Raw genomic sequence first — 26917 nt, 5'->3', positions numbered from 1 at the left:
ATACGGTATAAACAAGCAATAACGAGAGCATAGATTCTGAATATGAAATTTAACTACTCCCTCGATGACATGCGCAGTTTTTGCGCGGTTGTCCGCTACGGCAGCTTTCGCCAAGCCTCTATAATGCTTGACATGCCCCTATCGACATTGAGTCGCCGAGTTGCCAAACTAGAAGCAGATCTGGCACTTAGGTTGCTCAACCGAGATGCGCACCGCGTACAGTTGACCCATGCAGGGCAACAATATTATAAGAGCAGCGCCCATCTCTTTTATGAGTTAGAAAACGTCGCGTGTTGCTTACTACAAGATAAAAATGAGGCCAAAGGCACAATCAGAATCAGCGCCCCTGTCAATTTTGGTAGTGATATTTTAGCGCCGCATTTCAATGCTTTTTTAAAACAATATCCAGATATCCATTTAGATTTGCGTCTGTCCAATCAGGCCATTGATATTGACGCGCAAGCTATTGATGTCGCTTTTCGTATTGGTGAACACAGTGCCAATCATTGGATTGGGCGGCAGCTGACCAATATTCGCTTTATGATTTGTGCAGCCAGCGATATCGATGTATCCGATATCCAAACGCCCAATGATTTGGCAGGCTACCCTACGGTACTGTGCACCCCTATGTCTACTTGGCATCTACAGCATCGTATAACGGGCGAGGTACAGACGCATCAGCCAACAAATAATATCCGTCTAAAAGTTGATAATATTAGTTTACTAACGGGGGCTATTGCGGATGGCATCGGTCTAGGTTTCATCCCCGATTATGATGCACAGCCTTTGATCACATCAGGCGGTTTGCAGCAAGTATTGCCTGATTGGAATAACCAACCTAGAGGCTGCCAGATGCTCTATCGCGACCGTGATAACATGCCTCATCGCATGCATCTATTGATTGATTTTATCCTCAAGCGTTTTGGTAAGTAGACATTCCGCAAACGCTCACCGTTTTTAGAATAAATGCATCACAATATCATTGATCTTATGCTTTAATTTTTAATGTTAAAGACTAGGTTTTCGACCCTGATGTTTTACGGCTTTAAATGTGTTAATCTTCGCAGCGCAACAGCGATCGACACGGCTGGGTGATTGACTATTTGACATAGAACGTCAGTACAAAGATCCATAATTTGCCTATAAAATATGCAATCAATAGTCACTTATCTACCTAGCCACTGACAGACATAAGTGACAATCGCTAATGATGACCGATACTAAGGCCAGTAATACCATGTCCCAAACCGACACCCATCCTCAAAATGTTACACAGACACGCTTGGCAGACTTACCGATCTTGTTTGAGTCGCTGAACATTGACACTCTGCCAAATGATGTACAGACAAAAATTGCACGCGTGGATGCTTGTCTGCCGCAAACACAATGCGGGCTTTGTGAGCATCCAGATGGCTGCTTGCCTTACGCCGCTGCTATCGTATTAGAGAGTGAGCCTTACAATAAATGTGTCCCTGGTGGCCAGCCAGTAACGGACGCTATCGCTCAGACGATTGGGATAGATACTCATCTGACAGCCGCACCATCACAATGGCCGATAGACATGACATCAGGACGTCCAACAGAGGTTCGTGCTGTGATTCGTGAAGACGACTGTATCGGCTGTACCAAATGTATTCCGGCTTGTCCAGTGGATGCTATCGTCGGTACTGGCAAACACATGCATACGATTTTTACCGATTTGTGCACAGGCTGTGAGCTATGTATCGCACCCTGCCCTGTTGATTGTATCGACTTGGTCATTGTCGAGCGTGAGCTTTCTCCCTTTGAGAGAGTAGCCGAACAAGAAGATTTAAGACAGCGCTACCACACGCATCTCAAACGCGTGACAGAACAACTGGCTGATACTAGCAATAGCAAACCTGTGGTCAGCATGGTAGAGGCCAAGCTCAACAATGCAGCGAGCCAATCGCTAAATATTAGCGAAGCACAAGCAAAGAATACCATTGCAGCGGCTAAACTACGTACCAAAATTAAAAAACTCGAAAAGCAGCTCAGCGTGCGCGCCAATGATAAAAAACAAATGGAGCTTGAAGGCTTGCAAGCAGAGCTCGACGCATTACAAGCGGTGCTGTGATTACGTGATTGATACTTTAATAACTCATATAAATGCCATCGCTAGCATATAATTTTGCAACACCACTCACTAAAATAATAGTTAAAACACCATGAGTAAAACGGTCAAACACAAAACAGCCGATACACCGCCCTCTAGAAGAATGCCCAATCGCGATGTGCGTCCATTTTTTGAAAAGCTAGCGGCGACGATTGACGAGCCTGTCACCGAGCTAAATTACGGCAGTAATTTCGAGCTGCTCATCGCCGTTATCTTATCTGCACAGGCAACTGATGTGAGCGTCAATATTGCCACCCAGCAGTTGTACCCCGTGGCGAACACACCTGAAGCTATACTGGCACTAGGCGAAGAAGGTCTAAAGACGTATATCAAAAATATTGGCTTATATAACGCAAAAGCCAAAAATGTCCTCAAGACTTGCCGCGATTTGATTGAAAAGTTTGATAGCACCGTCCCTGACAACCGCAAAGATCTAGAATCATTAGCTGGTGTGGGGCGTAAAACCGCCAACGTAGTTTTGAATACTGCTTTTGGTCAGCCAACCATGGCGGTCGACACGCATATCTTTCGCGTCGGCAATCGTACTGGACTCGCTACTGGTAAAACGGTGCTCATCGTCGAAAACAAACTGGTCGAGCGTATACCCGATGATTTTATCGTTGATGCCCATCATTATCTGATTTTACATGGGCGTTATACCTGCCAAGCGCGTACACCCAAATGCGGCGCATGCCCCGTCTATGAAGAGTGTATGTTTAAAGATAAAGCGACCTTTTTAGAACTATAACGTAGTGACAATCCTGTCTCAAAAACAAACTTATGTAGCCATGCACTGGCAAGTACCTACGTTTTACGACAGTGAATCACTTGTTGAGCATTTCTTATAGTATAGAAAGTGCTGCTCACTAGAGTTTTATAACGTTTCAGGGTAGAATAACCCTATTTTGCGTTAAGAGATTTTGGCAATTATCCCGCTTCTGATAAGGCAATCTGCACACTGAGAGTAGCCTATTAGAGCGAACATTGACCTAACTCTCTACTGCCATAGCCATAAAAGCTTATTATCATTGCTCCATATATGAATTGGTTGAATGATAGTAGGTCTAGATTTTAGCCAAATTGATGACAAAAACTTTGTTCAACACCGATTTTTAGCATTGAGAAATACCGATTATCTGCCGCGTAAATGCGTGGTCAACATTAATTAGAGCAGCACCCAGAGTGTTGCTTTTCCTACCTTTATTGATTCAATTAAGCGATCCCATTATGCGTGAATACAACTTATTTACCTCCGAATCTGTGAGCGAAGGCCACCCTGACAAAATGGCTGACCAAATATCAGACGCCATCCTTGATGCTATCTTACGTGAAGACTTACACGCACGTGTGGCCTGCGAAACTTTAGTAAAAACAGGCGCGGTGATACTTGCCGGTGAAATCACCACAACTGCCAATATTGATTTAGAGCGTCTAGTGCGTGACACGGTCAACGGCATTGGTTATCACCACTCAGATTTGGGTTTTGATGGCGAGACTTGTGCTGTCATCAATATGCTGGGTAAGCAGTCTCCTGAAATCGCGCAAGGTGTCGATCGTCATGATCCTGAGGAGCAAGGTGCAGGCGATCAAGGTTTAATGTTTGGTTACGCCAGTAATGAAACTGATGTATTAATGCCGGCCCCTATTGAATATGCCCATCGTTTGATGGAGCGTCAGTCTGAGCTGCGCCGTGCAGGCGAGCTGCCTTGGCTCCGTCCTGATGCCAAAGCGCAGGTTACCTTGAAGTATGATGGCAACCGTCCTGCTGCAATCGATGCGGTCGTTCTATCAACTCAGCATGATCCGAGCATCTCGCAGTCTGATCTGCAAGAAGCAGTGATGGAATCTATCATCAAGCAAGTGCTACCGGCTGATCTGTTACATGCAGGTACGCGCTATCATATCAACCCAACGGGTAAGTTTGTCATTGGTGGTCCTGTGGGTGATGCAGGCTTAACAGGCCGCAAAATCATTGTCGATACTTACGGCGGTATGGCACGTCATGGTGGCGGTGCTTTCAGTGGTAAAGATCCCTCAAAAGTAGATCGTAGTGCTGCTTATGCCGTACGTTATGTGGCCAAAAACATCGTCGCAGCTGGTCTTGCTGATCGCTGTGAAGTACAAGTCAGTTACGCGATTGGGGTTGCTGAGCCAACGTCTATCTCTGTCAACACTTTTGGTACGAGCAAAATCAGTAACGATGAGATCATTCGCCTGATTCGTACTCACTTTGATTTGCGTCCTTATGGCATCACTCGTATGTTGAACCTGTTACAACCAATGTATCAGCAGACGGCTACCTTTGGACATTTTGGTCGTCAAGGCTCAGAAACTGCCTTTACTTGGGAAAAAACAGACAAAGCTGATATCTTAAAAGCAGACGCTGGCTTATAAGAGTCATTACGTTGAATCATTTACAAACCGTCTTTATATACTAAAATTATCGACACTTATTATTAGGAGCAGCTTATGTCTCAAGACAGCAACACTCAAGACAACAATGTGGATGCAAGCATTGAAATCACCCCTGAAATGCAGGCGTTTTACCAACGCGCTGATGCCATCATCGGTGTCGCCAATAGTCAGCTAGGCCCTGATGCCCATTCAGGACAGGTAGGTGCATCACTGCTCTATGCGGCGGCACGCTATAGCGCCTCCGTTGCCTCGATTGGCTTCGTGAAAGCCGATGATTTTGCCAAAGAAAAAGACGATATCGTCGAGTTTTATGTCAAACAGTATCGCCAGATGCTAAGCGACAACTTGACAGATTATGCACAAAACTTCGATAAATATGTGCATCTAAACAAAGATAATAAGCCAGCTGAATAGGTAAATCTTGTCCGTTTGGCTGCTTTTTTATTGACAGAGCAGCCAATAAAGTGTACAAAAAACCCAAGCTTAATTTAGCTTGGGTTTTTTGTGCAAAATGATTGAGTAGACAGCTATCGATTAGATATTATAATGTTTGAAGTACTTTATCGATCTCAAAATAATACTCACGAGCGATAGCAGGACGCTATCGAAAGCCATTAATAAGGAAATGTAATCATGCAAAAAAATCTATCCAAACGACTCTCAGCAATAAAACCATCATCACTTATATTATCATTGGTACTTGCATTGACAGCTTGTAACTCTACACTTAATACAGCTACGCCCACTACTGTGCCTGCTCAATCAAGCACGAACAATAATAGCCAAATGCTTGAAAACACGCTAACTCACTGTCCAACCTCTCACTCTGAGAGCACCATGTGTACCATGCAATATGACCCTGTCTGTGTGAAAACGAAAGTTGGCTCAGTGATAAGCTATCGTACTGCTGGTAATGCCTGCTCAGCTTGTAATATTCCTGAAGCCATTGGTTATACAAAAGGCGAATGCAGTTAATTCATGAGAATACTTCATTCCAAAAAAGAGATTTGAGTAGCCACAAAAAAGCCCCAATTTAACAATAAATTGGGGCTTCTATTAATGATTAGAACAACGGTTAAGATAACGATTTTACTGCTTAGTCACCCTTAACAATCTTGGGTGGGCCTTTGAGTAAATGCTCATCAACAAACTCATCTGCAGAGTTATGATCTGCTGATTCATCTGTAATAAAGCTTTGCTGCGCTCGATATAGAATCAAACGGTCACGGCTAAGACCCCGCAACAACGCATACATTATGACAAAAACCACTAAAGCAAATGGCAATCCTGCTACGATGGCAGCTGCCTGCAAAGCAGACAATCCACCAGCCGCTAATAATATGGCAGCGATAACGCCTTCTGTGGTTGCCCAAAACAAACGCTGAATCTTTGGTGGATTGGTATCGCCACCAGCGGTCAGCATATCGATAACAAAACTGGCTGAATCTGACGAAGTCACAAACCAAAGGATAATCATGACAACAATCATTAACGTAATCGGTTTGGCTAGTGGGTAGTACTCAACCAGCTTAAAGATTGCGCTACCCGTGTCTGCTTGTACTGCTTCAACCAACCCTGGGCTAATACCTGTCACAGCAGAGGCAAGCTCCATGTGAATCGCTACGCCACCAAAGGTCGTGAACCAAAAGAACAAGATAAGCATAGGGATTAACAGTACCCCAAACGTAAACTCACGGATGGTACGGCCACGAGAGATACGGGCAATAAAGATACCAACGAATGGTGCCCAGCTCACCCACCATGCCCAATAAAATATCGTCCAAGCACTTTGCCAATCTGTTCCACTATAAGACTCGCCCCACGTACCCAAAGGGACGAGTACGGTCAGATAGTTGCCGATATTTTCGATAAAGCTATCAAAGATAAAGAGCGTTGGCCCTAAAGCCACCATGAATACCAATAAAACGATTGTAAAACCGATATTGATATCACTCAGGCGCTTAATACCTTTATCCAAACCCATCATAACGGAAGCGGCTGCAAGCGCTGTGATGAAAGCTATCAAACCGAACTGTACAGTGAGACTATTCGGCGTGCCAAATAGTTTCTCAAGTCCCGCATTGATCTGCATCACTCCAAGCCCGAGTGAGGTGACCACACCAAACATCGTACCGAACACGGCCAAGATATCGACCGTATGCCCCCAGCGACCATAGATTCTTTTGCCGAGCAAAGGATACAAAGTTGAGCGAATCGATAAAGGCAAACCGCGACGAAAATGAAAATACGCTAACGACAGTGCCACAATCGTATAGATGCCCCAAGCGTGTAGACCCCAATGCATAAATGAGATATTCATCGCTTGCTTTGCGGCTTCAACCGTTTCGGCCTCGCCCATTGGTGGTGCCATAAAGTGATACAACGGCTCCGCTGTACCCCAATAAACGAGACCAATACCAATACCAGCGGAGAACAACATACCAATCCAAGAAAACAGATTGTACTGCGGTCGCTCCGTTTGGTTGCCTAAACGAATATCACCATAGCGACTCATTCCTAAGTAAATGCAAAGCCCAAGCGCTGTATTCACTAAGATAATAAATAACCAACCGAACTTATCGGTAATAAAATTCTGTAAAAAACTAAAAACCGCCCCTGCTGTTTCAGTGAAAAGCGCGCCGAAAATAATAAATCCAACGATCAACAGTGACGATGTAATAAACACAGGTTTACTCACCCGTGGAAAAGGTCCTAATCTGCCTACTTTTACTTCTTCCATGTGCAAGTCTCAAAATTTAAGGAATATTACCTTAACAAAATAGGCTTTAACTATCAATCAATTACAAAATAAAACTTGATAAAACCTTTAACTTATTCTAATAAGATTGATAGTTTTTTTAAAATGTCTACATAAATATATATTTGCAAGCAGCGTTATCACGATGTTACTTAGGCAATAATCTGAGTAATCGTCCACCATCACCATCTTCCAATGCCCACACTTGTCCATCAACTGCCAGCACGCTGCGGACACGCTCACCCATGTCATAACGATAGCGTTCGATAGCATTATCATCTTCATCGACACTTACGACAATAAGCGCTTTTGATGATAAACCACTGATTAAAAAATCGCCTTGTAATACTGGAAAATCATTGTGGCTACCAGCCGTATATAAACTCAGTGATGACGGTGAAATAACGGGCGTCCATGTGATTTTGGGCATTTCAAACTCAGGACGAGTGTCGTGATCTGGGATTGGTGTACCTGAATAATTGCGGCCATTTGATACAATCGGCCAGCCGTAGTTTTTGCCTTTTTCAATCAGATTAAATTCATCACCGCCCTTTGGCCCCATCTCGTTTGCCCAAAGCCTGCCGCTTTCATCAAATCTTATGCCGAGCACATTGCGATTGCCCATTGTCCAAAACTGAGAGGCAATGTCATTGCTATCATTGACAAATGGATTGTCTTTTGGCACCGAGCCGTCAGCATACAATCTAATAATCTTACCTAGATTCATGCTCATATTTTGTGCAGGCTCTTTTTTCTGGCGTTCTCCTGAGCTGATATATAGATACTGTCCATCAGGTGAAAACAATAAGCGATGGCTATAGTGACCTTGCCCCGTGACTTTTGGAGATTGCTCCCAGATAGGTGTGATGGCCTGTAGTTTCGGCGTATTCGTGCCCAATCCTGCCAATGTCGCTTTGATTACTTTTGCCCCAAATTTATTACTATCATCCCCTTTGCCTGCTTCCGCGTAGCTGATATATACAGCATTCGAAGTCGCATAATCTGGCGCTAATATAATATCTCCCAAACCACCTTGACCACCGTAGGCGACTGTAGGCATGCCTTCAACTTTGCTCTTATTACCTGTCGCGGTATCTACGATAAACAGCTCTCCTGTTTTTTGCGTCACTAGTAGTTTGGGCGCTTTGCCATCTATACTGGGTAGTGCTGTCATAGCCCAAGGCTCATCAAAAGTGGCGACCGCTTTGGTTGTAAATTCAGGCTTGTCTGCGCTAACTTGAGCATCACTTGTCCGCATATCTGCTTTAGAGGTTTGGCTCTCTTTCTGTTCTGGTACGTTGTTGCTGGTATTGACGGTTGCAGGATTGGAGCAAGCTGATGTGCTAAACAATAAAGCCGCAATGAGTAACGGCGATGTTAAGGGCAGACTTGCACGTTCAATAGGGGTTGTCATGGTTTTGTCCTTTCTATCCAATTGGCATTTATTTTATTGGTCATCCATTTATTTATAGCATAGTCTTGATATTTAAGAGATATTTAAATGGTAAAAAAACAGTAACGCAAAATACCACCATAAACGAAAAACCCCTTACCTACGATTGTAGATAAGGGGTTTGTTTTAAACGTACAGTTAGGTCATAAAGACATCAAATCCAATGTGATTAGCTCATTCTAAGCTTGTCAAAAGTTAGCTTGTCGTCGGCACCTACATCGACTTTGATAATATCACCTGCCACAAAATCGCCCGCTAGTAGCTTCAATGATAATGGGTTTTCGATCTCCTGTTGAATAGCACGCTTCAAAGGACGAGCGCCATAAACAGGATCATAACCGACGGCAACCAATTTATTCATCGCGTCGGCTGATAGCTCAATATCCATCTCACGCTCTTGGATACGCTGACGCAAACGATTCAATTGAATATCAGCAATACCTGCCATCTGCGACATACCAAGCGGATGGAATACTACGATTTCATCAATACGGTTGACGAACTCTGGACGGAAATGCTGCCCAACAGAATCCATTACTTCCGCTTTAATATCCTCGTAACTTTCGCCAACCATTTCTTGAATCTTGTGCGAACCCAAGTTACTGGTCATGATAATGACGGTGTTTTTGAAATCTACCACCCGACCTTGCGAATCGGTTAAGCGACCATCGTCCAATACTTGTAGCAAGATGTTGAACACATCTGGATGCGCTTTTTCCACTTCATCGAACAATATGACGCTATATGGCTTACGGCGTACCGCTTCAGTCAACGTACCGCCTTCTTCGTAACCAACGTAACCTGGAGGTGCCCCTACAAGACGACTGACACTGTGTTTTTCCATATATTCACTCATGTCGATACGTACGATTGCATCTTCAGAGTCAAACAAGAAGTTCGCTAGTGATTTGGTCAGCTCTGTCTTACCAACGCCTGTAGGTCCTAAGAATAAGAACGAGCCTGAAGGACGGTTGGGATCAGATAATCCTGCACGGCTACGACGTACCGCATTGGCCACCGATTCGACCGCTTCGTTTTGACCGATAACACGCTCATGGAGCTTTTCTTCCATTGCGATCATTTTATCACGCTCGCCTTGCATCATCTTGCTGACTGGGATACCAGTGGCGGCTGCTACCACTTCTGCAATCTCGTTGTCGGTGACCTTATTCCGTAGCAATTTGACACCATCACCTTCACCAGTCTGCTCTTTTTGCTCAGCCAAGTCAGACTCATGAATACGGCGCTCAAGCTGCGGAATGGTCTCATATTGCAGCTTACTCATGGTCTCATAATCGCCTTCACGACTGGCTTTGTCATAAGCGATACGGGCTTTATCTAGCTCATCTTTTAGCTGCTGACTGCCTTTGACCAACGCTTTCTCTGCCTGCCAAACTTCATTAAGATCAGCGTACTCTTTTTCCAATTCTGCTATTTGCGCATCGAGTACTTTACGCTCAGCTTGCGCGCCAGCATCTTCTTCGTTTTTGAGCACCTCGCGCTGCATTTTTAGCTGAATGAGGCGACTATCAAGCTTACCTAATGATTCAGGCTTGCTGTCCATCTCCATGCGCAGGCGGCTGGCTGCTTCGTCAATTAAATCAATCGCCTTATCTGGTAGCTTACGGTCAGTGATATAGCGATGGCTCATGCGCGCAGCAGCAATGATGGCGCTATCTTGAATATCGACGCCATGGTGCAGCTCGTAACGCTCTTTTAAACCCCGTAATATCGCAATGGTATCTTCGACCGTTGGCTCATCGACCAAAACCTTTTGAAAACGACGTTCAAGCGCAGCGTCTTTTTCGATGTACTGGCGATACTCATCAAGGGTGGTCGCACCAACGCAGTGCAGCTCACCGCGTGCCAAAGCAGGTTTGAGCATATTGCCTGCGTCCATCGCGCCTTCAGACTTGCCTGCACCAACCATCGTATGCAGCTCATCGATGAACAGAATGACATTGCCTTCTTGTTTGGCCAAGTCGCTCAATACGCTTTTGAGACGCTCTTCGAACTCACCGCGGAATTTTGCCCCAGCGATTAGCGCGCCCAAGTCTAATGACAACACTTCTTTGCGGCGCAAGCCTTCTGGTACGTCGCCATTGATGATTTTTTGTGCCAAGCCTTCTACGATGGCTGTTTTACCAACGCCCGGCTCACCAATGAGCACAGGGTTGTTTTTGGTACGGCGCGACAGTACCTGAATAGTACGGCGAATCTCTTCGTCACGGCCAATGACTGGGTCTAGCTTGCCAAGCTCTGCTTGTTCAGTCAGGTTAATCGTGTATTTGTTGAGTGCATCACGCTGATCTTCAGCGTTTTGGTTATTGACGGTATCATCACCGCGCAGCTGCTCAATGACCGCTTTTAGTTTGCTTGCCGTCACGCCTGCACTTTCAAATATTTTTTTGGTTTCGCCTTGCTCAGCGAGTGCCAACATGACCCATTCAGTCGCAATAAAATCATCGCCTTCTTTTTGCGCCTGACGATCTGCCAAGTTCAATATTTTTACCGAGTTTGGGTTTAAATTGACGTCACCTGTCGGCTCCGAAATGGTCGCTTGGTTATCGAGTGCTTTGGCAACGCCATTTTTTAGCGCTGGAATAGAAGCGCCTGCTTGTTGGCAGATAGATAAATTCGACTCATCTTGTAGCAATACCGCAAGCAAATGCACAGGATCAATGCCCGTATGATCACGACCTAACGCTAGGCTCTGAGCTTCTTGAATCGCTGATTGCAGTTTTTGCGTAAACTTCTCAAATCTCATGTTTATATCCTTTTATAATTAGTATTTTCAGTGGAACTTCTAGGGACTCTCCTAGTCTAGTGCCCACTGTTATCTGTCATTTATATAAGGTATGCATACGGTTATTTCAAGACAATAAATCAATAAAACCTTACTTAAGACAATGATATTTATTATTAACAATATTTAAATGGGCTATTAATACCAGATAAAGGAAGTTAGTAGGTAAGAAATGCCATTTTATTGATGTAAATTCAAGAGAAATCTCCGTTGAATATGGTAATAAGCAATGCACTTATTGAGTATAGACCCAATCATAATCCGACTATGCTACTCCACGATTTCAATAGGAGTACCAAGTATCACCGATACCATAATCTCATCCATCTCGGCATTGGTCACGGCGATACAGCCATCTGTCCAGTCGCGTTGTTGATTCAGCCATCCCAAAGCGCCAAAGCCATTCATTTGCCCATGAATCATAATGTCGCCGCCCGGATTGACCTCTAATGACTTCGCTCGTGCCTTGTCTTCATCATTTGGATAGCTAGTATGGATAGAACGATGCGCAATAGAGTTCTCGTTTTTATAATCTAAGGTATAAATCCCAACGGGCGTACGCTGATCGCCTTCTTGTTGCTTATGTCCCGATGGACTACCCCCTAGCGCAATATGATACGACCTAATGGCTTTACCATCGCTCATCAATGTTAAGACACGATCTGATTTGTCGACGAAGACTCGATCAATGACTGTCGACGCAGGAATAGGATTTTTGGGTTTTGAGGTGGTTTTGGCATAAGCAATAGCACTGGTGCTTACAGTAGCAGCAAGGCTAATGCCTATAAGTAACCAATACATGCGCTGCTCATTTGACGGGTGAAATTTATTATAAAAAAATGACATAGGCTTTGATCCTCACAATGAGTTTTTTGTCATTAATCATATGTATCAAAGCACTATGTCAGATTGTGTAGATAAACTTTGTGCAAAACGAATGAATTACTCAAATGTTACACCATACGAATTGCACCATCTAAGCGGATCACCTCGCCATTTAGATAAGCATTATCAATGATATGAGTGACCAATTTTGCAAACTCATTGGGAGCGCCCAAACGCTTGGGATAAGGCACGCCTGCTTCTAGCTGCTCGCGGGCTTTTTCAGGAATGCTCTCCATCATCGGTGTGGCAAAGACACCCGGTGCGATGGTCATAACGCGTATGCCATGACGTGCCAGCTCGCGAGCAAGCGGCAAGGTCAGACCAACCACGCCTGCCTTGGAAGAAGAATAGCTGGCTTGACCCACTTGACCATCAAAGGCTGCGATAGAAGCTGTATTAATAATAATGCCTTGATCTACATTCTTTTGTACATGCTCGCCTGCATTGCTATCATTCGCTATGCGTTTGGCGATGCTAGCCGCGACCAAACGGGCGACATTAAATGAACCCACCAGATTGACATTGACCCCGCGACTAAATGACTCAAGGTCTGCCGGATTGTTATCACGATCCAGTAGCTTTTGTACCACTACGATACCCGCACAGTTGATTGAGCCTTGTAAGCCGCCAAAAGCTGACTCAGCCATCTCAACCGCTGATTGCACCTCATCGCCGTTAGTGATGTCACAGCGCACAAAACGTGCGCTATCACCCAGCTCAGCAACTAATGCTTGCCCTGCTGATTCGTTTAGATCAGCGATGACGACGTTGCCGCCTTGATAGACAATCGCACGAGCCACTGACTCGCCCAAACCTGATGCACCGCCTGTGACCAAAAAGCTATGTTGTTTGACTTGCATGATTAATCCTTTAAATCTTCATTTTTTATTAGCTGTTTTCTATGAATTATCTATAAACGCTCTATCGGGTAGTTACGCAGCAGATAAACTACGTAGCAAAAAGCGTTGAATTTTGCCACTTGGTGTTTTTGGTAATTCGGTCACAAATTCGACCTCACGTGGATAGGCATGAGTTGATAGACGTTTGCGCACCAGCTCTTGGATTTCTTTGGCGATTTGCTCGCTACCTTCGATGCCATCTTTTAGCACTACATAAGACTTGATGGTATGTCCACGCACTTCGTCTGGCACGCCTACTGCTGCAGATTCTGCCACTGCTTCATGCTCTAATACAGTGTTTTCGACATCGGTGGGCCCTACACGGTAACCTGCGGTAATAATAATGTCATCATCACGGCCTGAGAACCAGTAACTGCCGTCACTATGACGCTCGACCACGTCGCCTGTCAGATAGTAATCATCAACGAAAGCTTGTTTTTCGTTCCAGCTATAACCATGGAAATAAAACGCAGGTGACTGACTGACCACGACTGCTAGCTGTCCTTGCTCACCATCTGGTAGTACATTCATATCGTCATCTAATACCACCAGCGTATGACCTGGTAGTGCCATACCCATCGAGCCGACTGGTGATTCATGTGCCAGCGCATGATGCGCACAGCAGGTCATGCCTGTTTCTGTTTGTCCGTATTGATCTTTTACTTGGCAGTTCAGATAGGTCTCAACCCAGTTGACCACTTCGGTGTTCAATGTTTCCCCTGCCGAGTTGGCACAGCGCAAAGCGAGTTTGGCGTTATTGTCTTCATTAACGTTGTCAAAAACGCCGCTGGATTTCATCATGCGAAATGCTGTTGGTGAAGAGGCCAAATTGGTGATCTGATGACGCATCATAAAGTCGCGCGTATTGGTCGCGTCAAATCCTGCTTCATTAAAATAAGTCGTGATCCCTAATAGCAGAGGCCCTGTGATGGCGTAATATAAGCCATATGCCCAGCCAGGATCTGCCATGTTCCAATATTGATCGTCTTCGCGTAAATCAATGGCATAACGCATATATAGGTAAAAAGCAGGTAACGCTGATAATGGCACACTCACGCCTTTTGACTTACCGACTGTCCCCGAGGTAAACATCTGCAAAAATGGTGCATCCGTATCGAGCGTGACGGGTTCTATCATTTGCGCCTGTGATTCCATGGACTGACGGTAGTGATCGTCACCCCACGTCTGAGCATCTTCAGTACTGCCGACCAATACCATTTTGGTTTGCACAGCCAAATCATCAAACTTGCTGCGGTTCTCTACATTGGTAAAGACCACTTTGGTAAAGGCTTTATCCATGCGATATTTGATTGAGTCATAACCAAAAGCGGTGAATAATGGCTGATATACCGCGCCAATGCGCCATGTTGCCAATACAACGGTCAGCAGCTCAGGCGTACGTGGCAGCATCGTCGCTACTTTGTCCCCCGCTTTTACGCCATACGACTGTAGTAAGTTGGCAACCTGTGCACTGGCTTTATCGAGCTCACCAAAGCTCATGCGCGTGACATTGCCTGCCGTATCTTCGTGTACCAGTGCGGCATTATCCGCGCGGCCATCACGTACATGACGACCACAGCAAGCCATATAAGCATTTAATCGATCATCGACATGCTCGCCAAAAATTTCTGACAGCAATGTATCCATATCAAAATTATTATAATAATCGGTATATTCTTTTGGTGTCGCTGAAGCATCTGTGTGACTGATGGTAGGAGTTTGAGAGGCGGTGTTCATAAGCTAATCCTTTAGCAATAGCAGATAAAATGATATTCATATTGTAAAACGGTCACATCCTATAGACCGTTTAGTATCTTTGTATTTAACATGCTCTATTAGTAACGCATTTTTATACTTATTTCAATACATAACGTATCATTTTTATTTTATATAAATAAGCATGACCTATAACTATTTATCATAAAATAGCCATTAGCAAACTTAAAAAACTTGTAAGATCATATATTTAAGTTATTTTGAAGTACTTTCTCAAGTATCGGTATTTAACGATCAGCACTGAGAAAACCTAGTAAGGCTTTCTCCTCACAGCTTTGGTATTTTTTTGTACGACCGCGGCGTGCTTGTTTGTAGTCGTCATAAAATTCCCCTGCCAAAAAACGCTCAATAATGATGGGGTGAATATACGACGCGCGGCATACGGTTGGCGTATTACCCAGCTCTGCCGCCACGCTTTTTACCATATCGGTGACCAGCTGCTGACGCTCAGCGCTTTCTGGTGCGCTGGCAAGTATACTAGCGCCTGCGGTCGTTTGCAGCTCATCATATAGATAACTTGCCGCGAGCACGCTTGCCATCCATGTACGAAAATCTTTTGCACTATATAATTTGCTTTCGCAGTCCATACCGCATGTATGCATTCGCAAGTAGTCGTTGATATCGCTACTGTCGACGACTTGTTTATGTCCATTGTCATCTAAGTATTTGAATATTTGATAGCCCGGCAGCTCAGAACATGCCTGCACGATGTCAATCAAGCGCTCGTCTTGCAGCTCGATGTGGTGTTCTTTTGCGCTTTTTCCGACAAAATCAAACGCCAGTCCATTATCCGTTTCGCTGACATGCTTACTACGTAACGTACTCAGACCATAGCTTTTATTTTGCTTGGCATAGCGGCTGTTACCAATACGAATCAATGTGGTTTCAAGCAATTTGACCACGGCAGCGAGTACATTGGTGCGTGACAATGATTCTGCTTCCAAATCTGTCTCGACCTGCGCGCGTAGATTGGGCAGCGCCTCTGCAAAGCCTATCATTGCATCAAACTTGGCTTGGTCACGAATATTATTCCACGAGGGATGATACAAGTACTGCTTGCGTGATTTTTCATCGCGTCCTGTCGATTGTAGATGGCCTTTTTCGTCTTGACATATCCACACCTCTGACCACATGGGCGGTATCACCAATGCATCAAACCGCTGACGCAGCGCTTTGTCTTTGACTGTCTTGCCCGTTGCATCGCGATAGGTAAATCCGCGACCCCAACGTCTACGCTCATAACCTGGTTCGTCGTCACTCACATAACGCAGATTGGCACGGCGTGCGAGACGCTCATAGTCATGGCGCACATCCTGCGTTGTCGACTGCTCATTTGTTTTGCCCATAAAAAACTCATCTAATAATTTTATGGTTTTAGCATAATCAACTGCGCTTATTTTTGCTGTTTGTTTGCCACGGACAAAGTGTAATCCTGTGTAAAATATAGCAGTGATAAAAATAGGGACAAGGGTTCTAAATGTTGCATTTCTGAGGCATAATTCAGCACTACTCACGACTTAAGTTTATAAAAAATGAACCACTCTTCTATCAAGATAACACCACTCTCTAAGACCGATTACGAGTTGTGGTTAATATTGTGGCAAAACTATCTCATGTTCTATGAAACCAGTTTGCCATCAAGCACGACGGAGACGACGTGGCGCAACTTGTTAAATGAAAGCGTTGCTATCTATGGATTTGGGGCGTGGAGAGAGGATGTTTTGGTAGGTATTACCCATGTGGTACTGCATCCCAACACATGGAATACTAACGCGTGTTGTTACTTAGAGGATTTATATGTCGCGGATAATGTCCGTGGTCAAGGCGTAGGACGCGCATTGATTGAATATGTCTACTCCTTTGCTAAGGACCAAGACTGTAACCGCGTCTATTGGACGACGCAAGAGAGCAACGCCGCCGCTCGTAAACTCTATGATGCCATTGCCACTCAGACAGACATGGTGCAGTACCGTAAAGACTTATAAAGAGTGAGCTAGAGAATGACATGCTTACAAAAAAAGCCAAGCATAAAATACTTGGCTTTTTTTATTTTGATACTACTTTACAATAAAAGTCATTAGATCTCTTGCAAAAGTACCAGTTCATTGACTTCCACTGACGGAGTTACAAGGGCTGACGATGACTTATGCAAGAAGTCTATTATTTACCGTATACACATAAATAAGCGGTTTCTACGTCAACTTTTACTTGGAATTTTTGATTGGCTTCAACGGTGAATTGCTCGCCAGCATTGAACGTTTGCCACTCATCACTCTCTGGTAGCTTGACCGTCAATGCACCGCTCACCACACTCATAGTCTCAAACTCACCAGTGCCAAATTCATACTCACCAATTTCCATAACACCTACCGTTGCAGGCTTGGTTGCTGTTTGAAAAGCAATGGATGTCACTTTGTCATCAAAATAATTATTTACGCTTGGCATAATCTTCCTTAATTACATGTTAGTTGGTATTTGAATTCTATTTTATAGACCTGCTTTTAGACTGGCTTCGATAAACTGATCGAGGTCGCCATCTAGTACCGCGCCCGTGTTGAAGGTTTCAACGCCTGTACGCAGATCCTTGATACGAGAGTCATCGAGCACGTACGAGCGAATCTGGCTGCCCCAGCCGACATCAGACTTATTGTCTTCAACCGCTTGTTGTTTTTCCATACGTTTTTGCATCTCAAGCTCATAGAGCTTAGCACGTAGCATCTTCATTGCCGTGGCTTTGTTGCCATGCTGACTACGCTCATTCTGACAAGTCACCACCACACCACTTGGCTCATGGGTAATACGTACCGCAGAATCAGTTGTGTTGACGTGCTGACCGCCCGCTCCTGAGGAGCGATAGGTATCGATGCGCAAGTCGGCAGGGTTGATGTCAATCTCGACATTATCATCAATCTCAGGCGAGACAAACACCGCCGCAAACGAGGTATGACGACCGTTATTGCTATCAAATGGTGATTTACGTACCAAACGATGGACGCCAATCTCAGTACGCAGCCAACCAAACGCGTAGTCGCCTTTGATCTCAATCGTGGCCGACTTGATACCCGCGACACTGCCAGCAGACACTTCAATCACATCTACCTTAAAGCCATGCGCTTCCGCCCAGCGTGTATACATACGCAGTAGCATCTCCGCCCAGTCTTGCGCTTCGGTGCCGCCACTGCCCGACTGGATATCCAAGTAGCAGTTGTTTGGATCCATCTCGCCGCTAAACATACGGCGGAACTCTAGATCAGCCACGCGCTGCTCAGCATCATCTAGCTCGCTTTGCACGTCAGCTAGCAAGGACTCATCTTCTGCCTCTACTGCCAGCTCTAGCATGGCAGACGCATCCGCTAGCGTGGTTTCAAGAGAGACCACCACATCGATGACACCATCAAGGTGGCTTTTTTCCTTATTAATTTTGGTCGCGCGTTCTGGATCATTCCACAGCTCAGGGTTTTCTAACTCTAAATTGACTTCCTCTAAGCGTTCTTGCTTACCATCGAAGTCAAAGATACCTCCGCAAATCCTGCCCGCGCTCTGATAAATTTTTAATCTGTTCTTGATACGGATTGATTTCCATAAGTGTTCCTGTTTTTCTAAAAAAATAAATAACGCATTTGGCGCTATTTTAAATGAGATTGATCATAAATGGTTGTCTAATTATTCTTGTTCCTACTATTACTAGATTAAGCAATCTAGATTGACCAATCTTCTACTGCCCAGCGATGCGCCAAGGCATGAGCATGCAGCGCCTCATCAGGTGACACACAGATCGCCACATCCGCCCATTCTAGCAATGGAATGTCGTTTTTGGAGTCTGAATAGGCATAGGTTTTTTCAAAGGTGATGCCCGCTGCTTGCTGCTTATTGAGCCACTTATCTAAATGGTAGATCTTGCCTGCCTGAAAGTTTGGTTTATCAGTCAGCTTGCCCGTATAACGCTCATCTTTTATCTCAAGCGGCGTAGCCAATACATTGGCTGACTCAATGCCAAAGCGCTTGGCAATAGCGGACACCACAAAATCATTGGTTGCAGAAATAATCACCACGTCGTGCCCTTGCTCAATATGCTGGCACAATGCTTCCATTGCTTTTGGGCGAATATGTGGCTCGATTTCACTTTTGATGTAATCTTCTCTTAGCTCATCAAGTCTATCAAGCGGCAGACTACTCAAAAACTGCGCGACGAATTCATTGTACTCTGTCGCATCTAACGTCCCTTCGATATAGTCATTGTAAAATTTCTGATTGGCAGTACGATACTCAGCCTCATCGACAAGGTCGTGCTTGACGATATACTCGCCCCAAAGATAATCGCTATCGACATCCAGTAAGGTATGATCTAAATCAAATAACGCCAGTTGTTTTTGTTGTGTTTGTGCTGGATTTGCCTGCATGGTGAGACCTTATCGTTGGTTGTGAAAAAATATGGATCTTTTAATAAAATTGGGTACGATTATCGACTAAGGAGGAGTACATTAATTAAATAGTACATCAATTAGATAAAGCTCGTACCTTGTGATCTGTCCACTTATAATTGCTTTAACCATTTACCTTTAGTCAGGCATCGCTATTTCTGTTAAACCTGTTTTGAATTTTTGACAACGCTCAGCATAATGCAGCGCTGACATTTTCAACATCGCTACTTGCTCATCTGTTAACGTCTTGACCACTTTTGCAGGCGCGCCCATCACCAGGGAATTGTCAGGAATAACCTGACCTTCAGTAATTAAGGCTTTCGCCCCTATCAGGCAGTTTTTACCTATTTTGACATTATTGAGTACCACCGCACCGATACCAACCAGACTGTTATCACCGATCTCACAGCCATGCAGCATCGCTAGATGGCCAATAGTCACGTAATCACCGATAGTCACTTTGATACCTGCATCAGTGTGAATCACACTATTTTCTTGCACATTACTATAGTCGCCGATATGAATACGATCGTTATCGCCGCGTATCACCGCACCAAACCAAACATTGGCCTGATGACCCAAATACACATCACCGATTACTTGTGCTGAATCAGCCACCCAACCATTGAACGGTACGGCAAACTCAGGGGTTTTGTCTAAATATTTAAATATCATCGTTTTTCCTTAGTAAGGATAATGTTATTTTGGAGTAAGTCATTGGTTATACCACAATCATTTTTATGCTTATTTGATTCGCATGTCAAAGAACCATCTCACTTTGGACCATAGCCATAAAAAATATATTTTACAGTATACAATCCCATTTAATACCTTATCGTGTGTCCACTTTATAGTACAATTAGCAAGGCCAACATTCTCATTTTGCTATCGTAGCGCCTGCCCTAACAAGTACCGCTACCCTACTAAGGACGCATCCATGCTTCGCGAAACACACGTACCTATTATCTTGTTGGCAAGTAGTGTGATCATCACCGCGCCCAGTTATGCTGAAGATACCTCAAGTTTGGAGAGAGCCGGTGACATTGTTGCGGTTGCCATACCTGCCATTGCTTATGGCAGCACGCATTATATGAATGATAAAGAGGGACGTCAGCAATTTTATCAATCATTTGCTACCAATCTTGCCGTGACCTATGCTGTGAAGTCAACCATTAATAAAGAGCGCCCTGACCATAGCGACAATGACTCCTTCCCATCAGGACATACTTCTTTGGCATTTCAGGGCGCAAGCTTCATTCATAAACGCTATGGATTAGAATATAGTATTCCAGCTTATGTTGGCGCAACTTTTGTGGGTTATAGCCGTGTTAAAGCGGAAAAACATGATGTGGCTGATGTATTTGCTGGTGCAGCACTAGGGGTTGCCAGTAGTATGTATTTGACCAAAAGCTATAACGATCAGCTTCTCATCACAACCAATCTTGCGCCTGACTATTACGGGCTGTCTGTCCACTACCAGTTTTAATCACTCAGTTTGCCCTTGATACTAGCCATAAGTTACTATTTTGTATATAATACGCAAAATCTGTGCCTAAGCGAGCGGACATGATGCAAGTTACCTATTCACTATCGAGTGAGTTTTGTAGTTTTCATCAATAATGTCTTCTCGCTTTTTTGTGGGAAATTTTTGTGTGCCGTCCTTTTATTACTTCTATATGACAACAGTCAGGTGCGGTAAATAAAAGGATACAGAGCAAAACCCTAACCCACAAAACATGATGGCACTCACCAATAATAGCGGAGGCAATCCTTGAATTCATCGGTAGAAACACAAGCAATTTTGGCACTAGCAGACGGTACAATTTTTCGCGGTGTCAGTATCGGCAGCCTAGGTCATCGTGTTGGTGAAGTGGTATTTAATACCGCCATGACAGGGTATCAAGAAATTCTAACCGATCCAAGTTATGCGCGACAGCTGGTGACCTTGACATATCCGCATATCGGTAATACAGGTACCAATGCCGAGGATACCGAGTCTGGTAACGGTCACAAAGTATGGGCAGACGGTCTCATCATCCGTGACGCGACCATGGCAACCTCTAACTTCCGCAACTCAGAATCACTAAGCGACTATCTACAACGTAACAATACCGTCGCTATCGCTGAAATTGATACACGCCAGTTGACCCGCCTATTGCGCGATAAAGGTGCACAAAACGGTTGTATCATGACTGCATCAAACGGTGAGACGATCACAAGCGACGACGAGCAAAAAGCGATTGAGCTGGCACAAGGCTTTGCAGGTCTAAAGGGCATGGATCTGGCAAAAGAATGCTGCACGACAGAAAGCTTTGAATGGACAGCGGGCACATGGGATCTATCAGACACCCTACTCAACCGTGACGTGGCGGGTAGCCATGACAGTGGTACTGGCGGCTTCTTTAAGCAGCTCGGCATTCATATCGATGCCAAATTCAACGTCGTCGCTTATGACTTCGGTAGCAAAACCAATATTCTGCGTATGCTCGTCGACCGCGGCTGCCACGTGACGGTTGTCCCAGCACAAACGCCTATTGCAGACGTGCTAGCGATGAACCCAGACGGTATCTTCTTATCAAACGGCCCTGGCGATCCTGCCGCTTGTGGTTATGCAATCGACGCCGTACGTCACATTATTGAAGAAACAGACGTACCAACGTTTGGCATCTGCTTAGGTCATCAGCTAATTGGTCTTGCCAGCGGCGCCAATACCATCAAAATGAAAACAGGCCACCATGGTGCCAACCATCCGGTGCAAGATCTAGCGACTGGCACAGTGATGATCACCAGTCAAAACCATGGCTTTGCGGTTGATGAAGATACGCTACCAGAAAACGTTAAGTCAACGCATCGCTCATTATTCGATGGTACTAACCAAGGCATCGAGCTGACCAACAAGCCAGTATTTAGCTTCCAAGGTCACCCAGAGGCCAGCCCTGGCCCGCATGATTGTGGTCCGCTATTTGATAAGTTTGCTGAGATGATGGAAGCGGCTAAAACTGCTCAAGCTTAACGATTCATTATAACTTGATAATAAGTCAATGCTTGAATCGCTAAAAGCGGTTTGAGCAGTACTGTAACAACGCATTGTAAGTATAAAACGCCATAAGCGTTATCAAAAATAAAGATTACTTAAAATATCATCAAACGAAGGTAGCTCTAACTATGCCAAAACGTACCGACATAAAAAGCATTCTTATCATTGGCGCAGGCCCCATCGTTATCGGCCAAGCGTGTGAGTTTGACTACTCAGGCGCACAGGCGTGTAAAGCACTAAAAGAAGAAGGCTACCGTGTCATCTTGGTCAACTCAAACCCTGCGACCATCATGACCGACCCTGTCATGGCAGATGCGACCTATATCGAGCCGATCACGTGGCAGACCGTTGAGCAAATCATTGCCAAAGAGCGTCCTGATGCAATCCTGCCAACCATGGGCGGACAGACCGCGCTAAACTGTGCGCTAGATCTCGATAAACATGGCGTACTGACTAAGTATGACTGCGAGCTGATTGGCGCCACCAAAGACTCAATTGAGATGGCAGAAGATCGCGACTTATTCGACAAGGCGATGAAACGTATCGGCCTTGAGTGCCCGCGCGCTGAAACGGCTGAAACGATGGAAGAAGCCTTTGCCACTCAAGAAAAGATGGGTTATCCGTGTATCATTCGTCCCTCATTCACCATGGGTGGTTCAGGCGGTGGTATCGCTTATAACCGCGATGAGTTTATCGAGATTTGTGAGCGTGGTTTTGATCTATCACCAAACCATCAGCTACTTATCGATGAGTCACTCATCGGCTGGAAAGAGTACGAGATGGAAGTGGTCCGTGACAAAAACGACAACTGCATCATCATCTGTGCCATCGAAAACTTTGACCCAATGGGCGTACATACAGGCGACTCAATCACTGTCGCACCCGCGCAGACGTTGACCGATAAAGAATACCAAATCATGCGTAACGCCTCACTCGCAGTATTGCGTGAGATCGGTGTTGAAACAGGCGGCTCAAACGTCCAGTTCGGTATCAACCCTGATACGGGACGTATGGTAGTTATCGAGATGAATCCACGCGTATCACGCTCGTCTGCCCTCGCCTCAAAAGCGACTGGCTTCCCAATTGCCAAAATCGCGGCAAAACTGGCAATCGGTTATACCCTAGATGAATTGCAAAATGACATCACAGGCGGAAAAACGCCAGCCAGCTTTGAGCCTGCGCTTGATTACGTTGTCACCAAGATACCGCGTTTCAACTTTGAAAAATTCCCACAAGCGGACAATATCCTCTCGACGCAGATGAAATCGGTCGGTGAAGTCATGGCGATCGGTCGTAACTTCCAAGAGTCGATGCAAAAAGCATTACGCGGTATGGAAACTGGCGCGGATGGTTTCGATGAGCAAATTGATTTATCCAAAGTCAGTGCTGAGAAGGCTCGTAGTGAGATTATCAACCGCTTAACCATTCCAACGCCTGAGCGTATCTATTACGTTGCTGATGCCTTCCGTGTCGGTATGAGCGTTGATGACGTATTTAATTACACCAAGATTGACCCATGGTTCTTGGTACAAATCGAAGACATCGTTAAGACTGAAGCGACGGTAAAATCACTCGGCTTTGGTGGCTTAAACGAAAACAACCTACGTCGCTTTAAGCGTAAAGGCTTGTCAGATTTGCGTTTGGCTAAATTGCTTGGTATCTCACAAAAGCAACTACGCAAAAAGCGTTGGGATTTAGGCGTCTATCCCGTGTATAAGCGTGTCGATACGTGCGCTGCAGAGTTTGCGACCAGCACCGCTTATATGTACTCAACCTACGATAGCGAATGTGAAGCCAACCCAACTGACAAGAAAAAAATCATGGTCATCGGTGGCGGCCCTAACCGTATCGGTCAAGGTATCGAGTTTGATTATTGCTGTGTACATGCAGCGCTTGCCATGCGTGAAGACGGCTATGAGACCATTATGGTCAACTGTAACCCTGAAACGGTTTCAACCGATTATGACACCTCCGACCGTTTATATTTTGAGCCAATCACGTTAGAGGACGTGCTAGAGATCGTCCGTATCGAAAACCCTGATGGCGTGATTGTACAGTTCGGTGGCCAAACGCCATTGAAACTGGCCCGCGCGTTAGAGTCAGCAGGCGTAAAAATCATCGGTACGAGTCCTGATGCGATCGACCGCGCTGAAGACCGTGAGCGCTTCCAGCATATGATTCAGCAGCTAAACCTTGTACAACCATCGAACGCCTTAGCAACCAGCTTAGAAGACGGCTTGGTTAAAGCAAAAGACGTAGGCTATCCATTGGTGGTACGTCCATCTTATGTATTAGGTGGCCGCGCGATGGAAATCGTCTATAACGAAGATGAGCTAAAACATTACCTGCGCACTGCAGTACAAGCCTCAAACGAAGCGCCTGTCCTACTCGATCGCTTCTTAGATGACGCCATCGAAGTTGATGTTGACTGTGTATGTGATGGTACCGATGTTGTCATCGGCGGTATCATGCAGCATATCGAACAGGCAGGTGTCCACTCAGGCGACTCAGCATGTTCACTGCCGCCATACTCACTGTCTAAAGAGCTATGTGATGTCATGCGCGCGCAAACAGTCGCGATGGCAAAAGAGCTTGGCGTTGTTGGTCTGATGAACGTTCAGTTCGCGGTCAAAGGCGAAACCGTTTACATCTTAGAAGTGAACCCACGCGCTGCGCGTACCGTACCCTTTGTCTCTAAGTGTATCGGTACTTCATTAGCACAGGTTGCGGCTCGCTGTATGGCTGGCACCTCGCTCAAAGACCAAGGCTTTACGACTGAGATTGTTCCAGCATTTTATGCGGTCAAAGAAGCAGTGTTCCCATTTGCTAAATTCCCTGGTGTTGATCCAATCTTGAGTCCTGAGATGAAATCGACGGGTGAAGTCATGGGCGTGGGCAAAACCTTTGGCGAAGCATTTTACAAAGCCATCATCGGTAGTAACGAGCGTCTACCAGGCCTACCAACTGAAGGCGAGACCAAAACCGTCTTTATTTCGGTTCGTGACAGTGACAAAGCGCAAATCGCCCCGATCGCCCGTCAACTGGTAGACTTTGGCTTCAAAATCGTCTCAACGACTGGGACGCAAAAAGTACTGAGCGACGCTGGTATCGAAAGTCAGCAAATCAACAAGGTCACTGAAGGTCGCCCGCATATCGTTGATGCCTTGAAAAACGGCAAAATCGACCTTATCATTAACACGACTGAAGGCAAGCAGGCACAAGAGGATTCATTCTCTATTCGCCGTAGTGCGCTACAAGGCAAAGTGTTCTATGTCACCACGTTAGGCGCGGCAGATGCCGTCTGTAAATCTTATGCGATTGACTTACCGTTTGATGTCTATAAGTTACAAGATTTGCATGAGCAAGCAAAGTCTATTGACGCGGCTAAATAATTTCAGTAGATTAAGCATAACCGCTAAGCTTATATAAAAGCTTAGCCAAGACTTGTTATTGATTATTTTGTGATAATCATACGTTAAAAAAACAATATCTTGAAAGAGACAAACCTACAAAAGCATAGTGGCTAAATTGCGACTATGCTTTTTATTACGTAAGGTTCAGTGCGCTTGGTGCTAAAAGTAGAGGTGCTAACACACAACAGCCTATTTACTGACGACACCATCTGAACCCCGCTCTTTTTATATTTCATACTCATTGCAACAACATTGACACCATCTCCTTATGAGATGGTGTGGTGTTATTGGTTTAAGGAAAAAACATGCAACGTTATCCCATGACTCCGCAAGGACATGCAGCTTTAGAAGCTGAATTAAAACAGTTAAAAAGTGTCGACCGTCCACGCATCACCGCATCGATTGCTGAAGCCCGCGAGCACGGCGATTTAAAAGAAAACGCTGAGTACCATGCTGCCCGTGAGCAACAAGGCTTTTGCGAAGCGCGTATTCGTGATATCGAAGCGAAACTTGGCGGCGCACAAGTCATCGATCCCTCGACATTGCCAAAAGAAGGTCGTGTCGTGTTTGGCGTCAGCGTCATAATCGAAAATATGGACACTGAAGAAGAAAAACAGTACAAAATCGTCGGCGATGATGAGGCTGATTTCAAGGCTGGCAAAATCTCAGTCAATTCACCAATCGCTCGTGGCCTCATCGGTAAATTCGAAGGCGACGAAGTACGTATCGAAACGCCAAAGGGCGTGGTTGAATATGAAGTGATGAAAGTCATATACGACTAATAAGACTCACTATTTCTGGTCATCCGTAGGCGTGATGCTTTAAAGGCTGGATAAAAGGCGCTTTGAATAATAGCTCTTTAAATACTAGTTCTCTTAAATAGCAAACATGTTTGACAGTGGCAGATACCACTGGCTACT

Annotated in this window: 22 protein-coding genes; 11 read left to right on the top strand and 11 right to left on the bottom strand. The window is 45.1% G+C overall.

All coding sequences use genetic code 11. The annotated features are described in order from the left end of the window. Positions 1 to 42 precede the first annotated feature (42 nt). The 6 genes from BTW00_RS01725 to BTW00_RS01700 all read left to right on the top strand — a co-directional run bounded on the left by BTW00_RS01725 (position 43) and on the right by BTW00_RS01700 (position 5524). A complete protein-coding gene (locus tag BTW00_RS01725) occupies positions 43 to 933 on the top strand; it encodes a LysR family transcriptional regulator (RefSeq protein WP_075105954.1) in 891 nt (296 codons plus the stop codon). Between the two features lie 304 nt (positions 934 to 1237). Beyond that, on the top strand, positions 1238 to 2095 hold the full coding sequence (locus tag BTW00_RS01720) for an RnfABCDGE type electron transport complex subunit B (RefSeq protein ID WP_075106075.1): 858 nt from the start codon (positions 1238 to 1240) through the stop codon (positions 2093 to 2095). 91 nt (positions 2096 to 2186) lie between these two features. Continuing rightward, positions 2187 to 2882, top strand: coding sequence for an endonuclease III (nth, locus tag BTW00_RS01715; RefSeq protein WP_075105953.1), 696 nt, complete (start codon positions 2187 to 2189; stop codon positions 2880 to 2882). Between the two features lie 479 nt (positions 2883 to 3361). Then, on the top strand, positions 3362 to 4528 hold the full coding sequence (gene metK / locus BTW00_RS01710; RefSeq protein ID WP_075105952.1) for a methionine adenosyltransferase: 1167 nt from the start codon (positions 3362 to 3364) through the stop codon (positions 4526 to 4528). A 75-nt stretch (positions 4529 to 4603) separates the two neighbouring features. Further along, complete coding sequence (locus tag BTW00_RS01705) at positions 4604 to 4963, top strand: DUF3144 domain-containing protein (RefSeq protein ID WP_075105951.1); 360 nt, start codon at positions 4604 to 4606, stop codon at positions 4961 to 4963. Between the two features lie 219 nt (positions 4964 to 5182). Beyond that, the gene (locus BTW00_RS01700) at positions 5183 to 5524 is read left to right on the top strand and encodes a hypothetical protein (protein WP_075105950.1); all 342 of its coding nucleotides are present in this window, start codon (positions 5183 to 5185) and stop codon (positions 5522 to 5524) included. A gap of 121 nt (positions 5525 to 5645) precedes the next feature. Here the strand turns inward: BTW00_RS01700 and BTW00_RS01695 are convergent, their stop codons facing one another. From BTW00_RS01695 to BTW00_RS01665, 7 genes are all read right to left on the bottom strand, one after another. Next, positions 5646 to 7289: a BCCT family transporter gene (locus tag BTW00_RS01695; protein WP_075105949.1), complete on the bottom strand. Its 1644-nt coding sequence runs from the start codon at positions 7287 to 7289 to the stop codon at positions 5646 to 5648. Positions 7290 to 7455: 166 nt separating this feature from the next. Next, complete coding sequence (locus BTW00_RS01690) at positions 7456 to 8721, bottom strand: PQQ-dependent sugar dehydrogenase (RefSeq protein ID WP_075105948.1); 1266 nt, start codon at positions 8719 to 8721, stop codon at positions 7456 to 7458. A gap of 208 nt (positions 8722 to 8929) precedes the next feature. After that, a complete protein-coding gene (gene clpB, locus BTW00_RS01685; RefSeq protein ID WP_075105947.1) occupies positions 8930 to 11527 on the bottom strand; it encodes an ATP-dependent chaperone ClpB in 2598 nt (865 codons plus the stop codon). A gap of 309 nt (positions 11528 to 11836) precedes the next feature. Next, positions 11837 to 12412, bottom strand: a complete 576-nt coding sequence (locus tag BTW00_RS01680) for a murein L,D-transpeptidase family protein (protein ID WP_075105946.1) — start codon at positions 12410 to 12412, stop codon at positions 11837 to 11839. Positions 12413 to 12519: 107 nt separating this feature from the next. Next, on the bottom strand, positions 12520 to 13311 hold the full coding sequence (locus tag BTW00_RS01675) for an SDR family NAD(P)-dependent oxidoreductase (protein WP_075105945.1): 792 nt from the start codon (positions 13309 to 13311) through the stop codon (positions 12520 to 12522). Positions 13312 to 13383: 72 nt separating this feature from the next. Next, a complete protein-coding gene (locus BTW00_RS01670) occupies positions 13384 to 15087 on the bottom strand; it encodes an AMP-binding protein (RefSeq protein WP_075105944.1) in 1704 nt (567 codons plus the stop codon). Between the two features lie 266 nt (positions 15088 to 15353). Next, positions 15354 to 16472: a DNA topoisomerase IB gene (locus BTW00_RS01665; RefSeq protein ID WP_075105943.1), complete on the bottom strand. Its 1119-nt coding sequence runs from the start codon at positions 16470 to 16472 to the stop codon at positions 15354 to 15356. Positions 16473 to 16658: 186 nt separating this feature from the next. Here BTW00_RS01665 and BTW00_RS01660 point away from each other — a divergent pair, with 186 nt between their 5' ends. Further along, positions 16659 to 17111 carry a GNAT family N-acetyltransferase gene (locus tag BTW00_RS01660; RefSeq protein WP_075105942.1) on the top strand — a complete coding sequence of 151 codons (453 nt, stop codon included), beginning with the start codon at positions 16659 to 16661 and terminating at the stop codon, positions 17109 to 17111. A 175-nt stretch (positions 17112 to 17286) separates the two neighbouring features. On the opposite strand, the gene BTW00_RS01655 is transcribed toward BTW00_RS01660, so the two are convergent. From BTW00_RS01655 to BTW00_RS01640, 4 genes are all read right to left on the bottom strand, one after another. Beyond that, positions 17287 to 17571 (bottom strand): pyrimidine/purine nucleoside phosphorylase, encoded by a 285-nt coding sequence (locus tag BTW00_RS01655; protein WP_075105941.1) that lies wholly within the window; start codon positions 17569 to 17571, stop codon positions 17287 to 17289. A gap of 42 nt (positions 17572 to 17613) precedes the next feature. Next, positions 17614 to 18709, bottom strand: a protein-coding gene (prfB, locus tag BTW00_RS01650) for a peptide chain release factor 2 (RefSeq protein WP_143506473.1) whose coding sequence is annotated in 2 segments (ribosomal slippage) — positions 17614 to 18636 and positions 18638 to 18709 — 1095 coding nt in all. Because the reading frame shifts where the segments join, the coding sequence is not laid out codon by codon here. Between the two features lie 115 nt (positions 18710 to 18824). After that, positions 18825 to 19526, bottom strand: coding sequence for an HAD family phosphatase (locus tag BTW00_RS01645; protein ID WP_075105939.1), 702 nt, complete (start codon positions 19524 to 19526; stop codon positions 18825 to 18827). Between the two features lie 159 nt (positions 19527 to 19685). Continuing rightward, on the bottom strand, positions 19686 to 20222 hold the full coding sequence (locus tag BTW00_RS01640; protein ID WP_058025190.1) for a gamma carbonic anhydrase family protein: 537 nt from the start codon (positions 20220 to 20222) through the stop codon (positions 19686 to 19688). 262 nt (positions 20223 to 20484) lie between these two features. Between BTW00_RS01640 and BTW00_RS01635 the strand changes: the two genes are divergently transcribed. From BTW00_RS01635 to greA, 4 genes are all read left to right on the top strand, one after another. After that, a complete protein-coding gene (locus BTW00_RS01635; RefSeq protein WP_058025191.1) occupies positions 20485 to 21033 on the top strand; it encodes a phosphatase PAP2 family protein in 549 nt (182 codons plus the stop codon). 285 nt (positions 21034 to 21318) lie between these two features. Then, positions 21319 to 22560 (top strand): glutamine-hydrolyzing carbamoyl-phosphate synthase small subunit, encoded by a 1242-nt coding sequence (gene carA / locus BTW00_RS01630; RefSeq protein WP_075105938.1) that lies wholly within the window; start codon positions 21319 to 21321, stop codon positions 22558 to 22560. Between the two features lie 152 nt (positions 22561 to 22712). Continuing rightward, positions 22713 to 25976, top strand: coding sequence for a carbamoyl-phosphate synthase large subunit (carB, locus tag BTW00_RS01625; RefSeq protein WP_075105937.1), 3264 nt, complete (start codon positions 22713 to 22715; stop codon positions 25974 to 25976). A 326-nt stretch (positions 25977 to 26302) separates the two neighbouring features. Further along, positions 26303 to 26779, top strand: coding sequence for a transcription elongation factor GreA (gene greA / locus BTW00_RS01620; protein ID WP_058025194.1), 477 nt, complete (start codon positions 26303 to 26305; stop codon positions 26777 to 26779). Positions 26780 to 26917: the final 138 nt, after the last annotated feature.

Origin of the sequence: Psychrobacter sp. C 20.9, from assembly GCF_001921765.1 — a bacterium.
GTDB classification, from domain to species: domain Bacteria; phylum Pseudomonadota; class Gammaproteobacteria; order Pseudomonadales; family Moraxellaceae; genus Psychrobacter; species Psychrobacter piscatorii_B.
This window is presented reverse-complemented; position numbering and strand designations above follow the sequence as displayed.

Bases quoted from the DNA above. Each gene is read 5' to 3' on its own strand.
- BTW00_RS01725 (WP_075105954.1), top strand. From the start codon at position 43: ATGAAATTTAACTACTCCCTCGATGACATGCGCAGTTTTTGCGCGGTT.
- BTW00_RS01720 (WP_075106075.1), top strand. From the start codon at position 1,238: ATGTCCCAAACCGACACCCATCCTCAAAATGTTACACAGACACGCTTG.
- nth (WP_075105953.1), top strand. From the start codon at position 2,187: ATGAGTAAAACGGTCAAACACAAAACAGCCGATACACCGCCCTCTAGA.
- metK (WP_075105952.1), top strand. From the start codon at position 3,362: ATGCGTGAATACAACTTATTTACCTCCGAATCTGTGAGCGAAGGCCAC.
- BTW00_RS01705 (WP_075105951.1), top strand. From the start codon at position 4,604: ATGTCTCAAGACAGCAACACTCAAGACAACAATGTGGATGCAAGCATT.
- BTW00_RS01700 (WP_075105950.1), top strand. From the start codon at position 5,183: ATGCAAAAAAATCTATCCAAACGACTCTCAGCAATAAAACCATCATCA.
- BTW00_RS01695 (WP_075105949.1), bottom strand. From the start codon at position 7,289: ATGGAAGAAGTAAAAGTAGGCAGATTAGGACCTTTTCCACGGGTGAGT.
- BTW00_RS01690 (WP_075105948.1), bottom strand. From the start codon at position 8,721: ATGACAACCCCTATTGAACGTGCAAGTCTGCCCTTAACATCGCCGTTA.
- clpB (WP_075105947.1), bottom strand. From the start codon at position 11,527: ATGAGATTTGAGAAGTTTACGCAAAAACTGCAATCAGCGATTCAAGAA.
- BTW00_RS01680 (WP_075105946.1), bottom strand. From the start codon at position 12,412: ATGTCATTTTTTTATAATAAATTTCACCCGTCAAATGAGCAGCGCATG.
- BTW00_RS01675 (WP_075105945.1), bottom strand. From the start codon at position 13,311: ATGCAAGTCAAACAACATAGCTTTTTGGTCACAGGCGGTGCATCAGGT.
- BTW00_RS01670 (WP_075105944.1), bottom strand. From the start codon at position 15,087: ATGAACACCGCCTCTCAAACTCCTACCATCAGTCACACAGATGCTTCA.
- BTW00_RS01665 (WP_075105943.1), bottom strand. From the start codon at position 16,472: ATGGGCAAAACAAATGAGCAGTCGACAACGCAGGATGTGCGCCATGAC.
- BTW00_RS01660 (WP_075105942.1), top strand. From the start codon at position 16,659: ATGAACCACTCTTCTATCAAGATAACACCACTCTCTAAGACCGATTAC.
- BTW00_RS01655 (WP_075105941.1), bottom strand. From the start codon at position 17,571: ATGCCAAGCGTAAATAATTATTTTGATGACAAAGTGACATCCATTGCT.
- BTW00_RS01645 (WP_075105939.1), bottom strand. From the start codon at position 19,526: ATGCAGGCAAATCCAGCACAAACACAACAAAAACAACTGGCGTTATTT.
- BTW00_RS01640 (WP_058025190.1), bottom strand. From the start codon at position 20,222: ATGATATTTAAATATTTAGACAAAACCCCTGAGTTTGCCGTACCGTTC.
- BTW00_RS01635 (WP_058025191.1), top strand. From the start codon at position 20,485: ATGCTTCGCGAAACACACGTACCTATTATCTTGTTGGCAAGTAGTGTG.
- carB (WP_075105937.1), top strand. From the start codon at position 22,713: ATGCCAAAACGTACCGACATAAAAAGCATTCTTATCATTGGCGCAGGC.
- greA (WP_058025194.1), top strand. From the start codon at position 26,303: ATGCAACGTTATCCCATGACTCCGCAAGGACATGCAGCTTTAGAAGCT.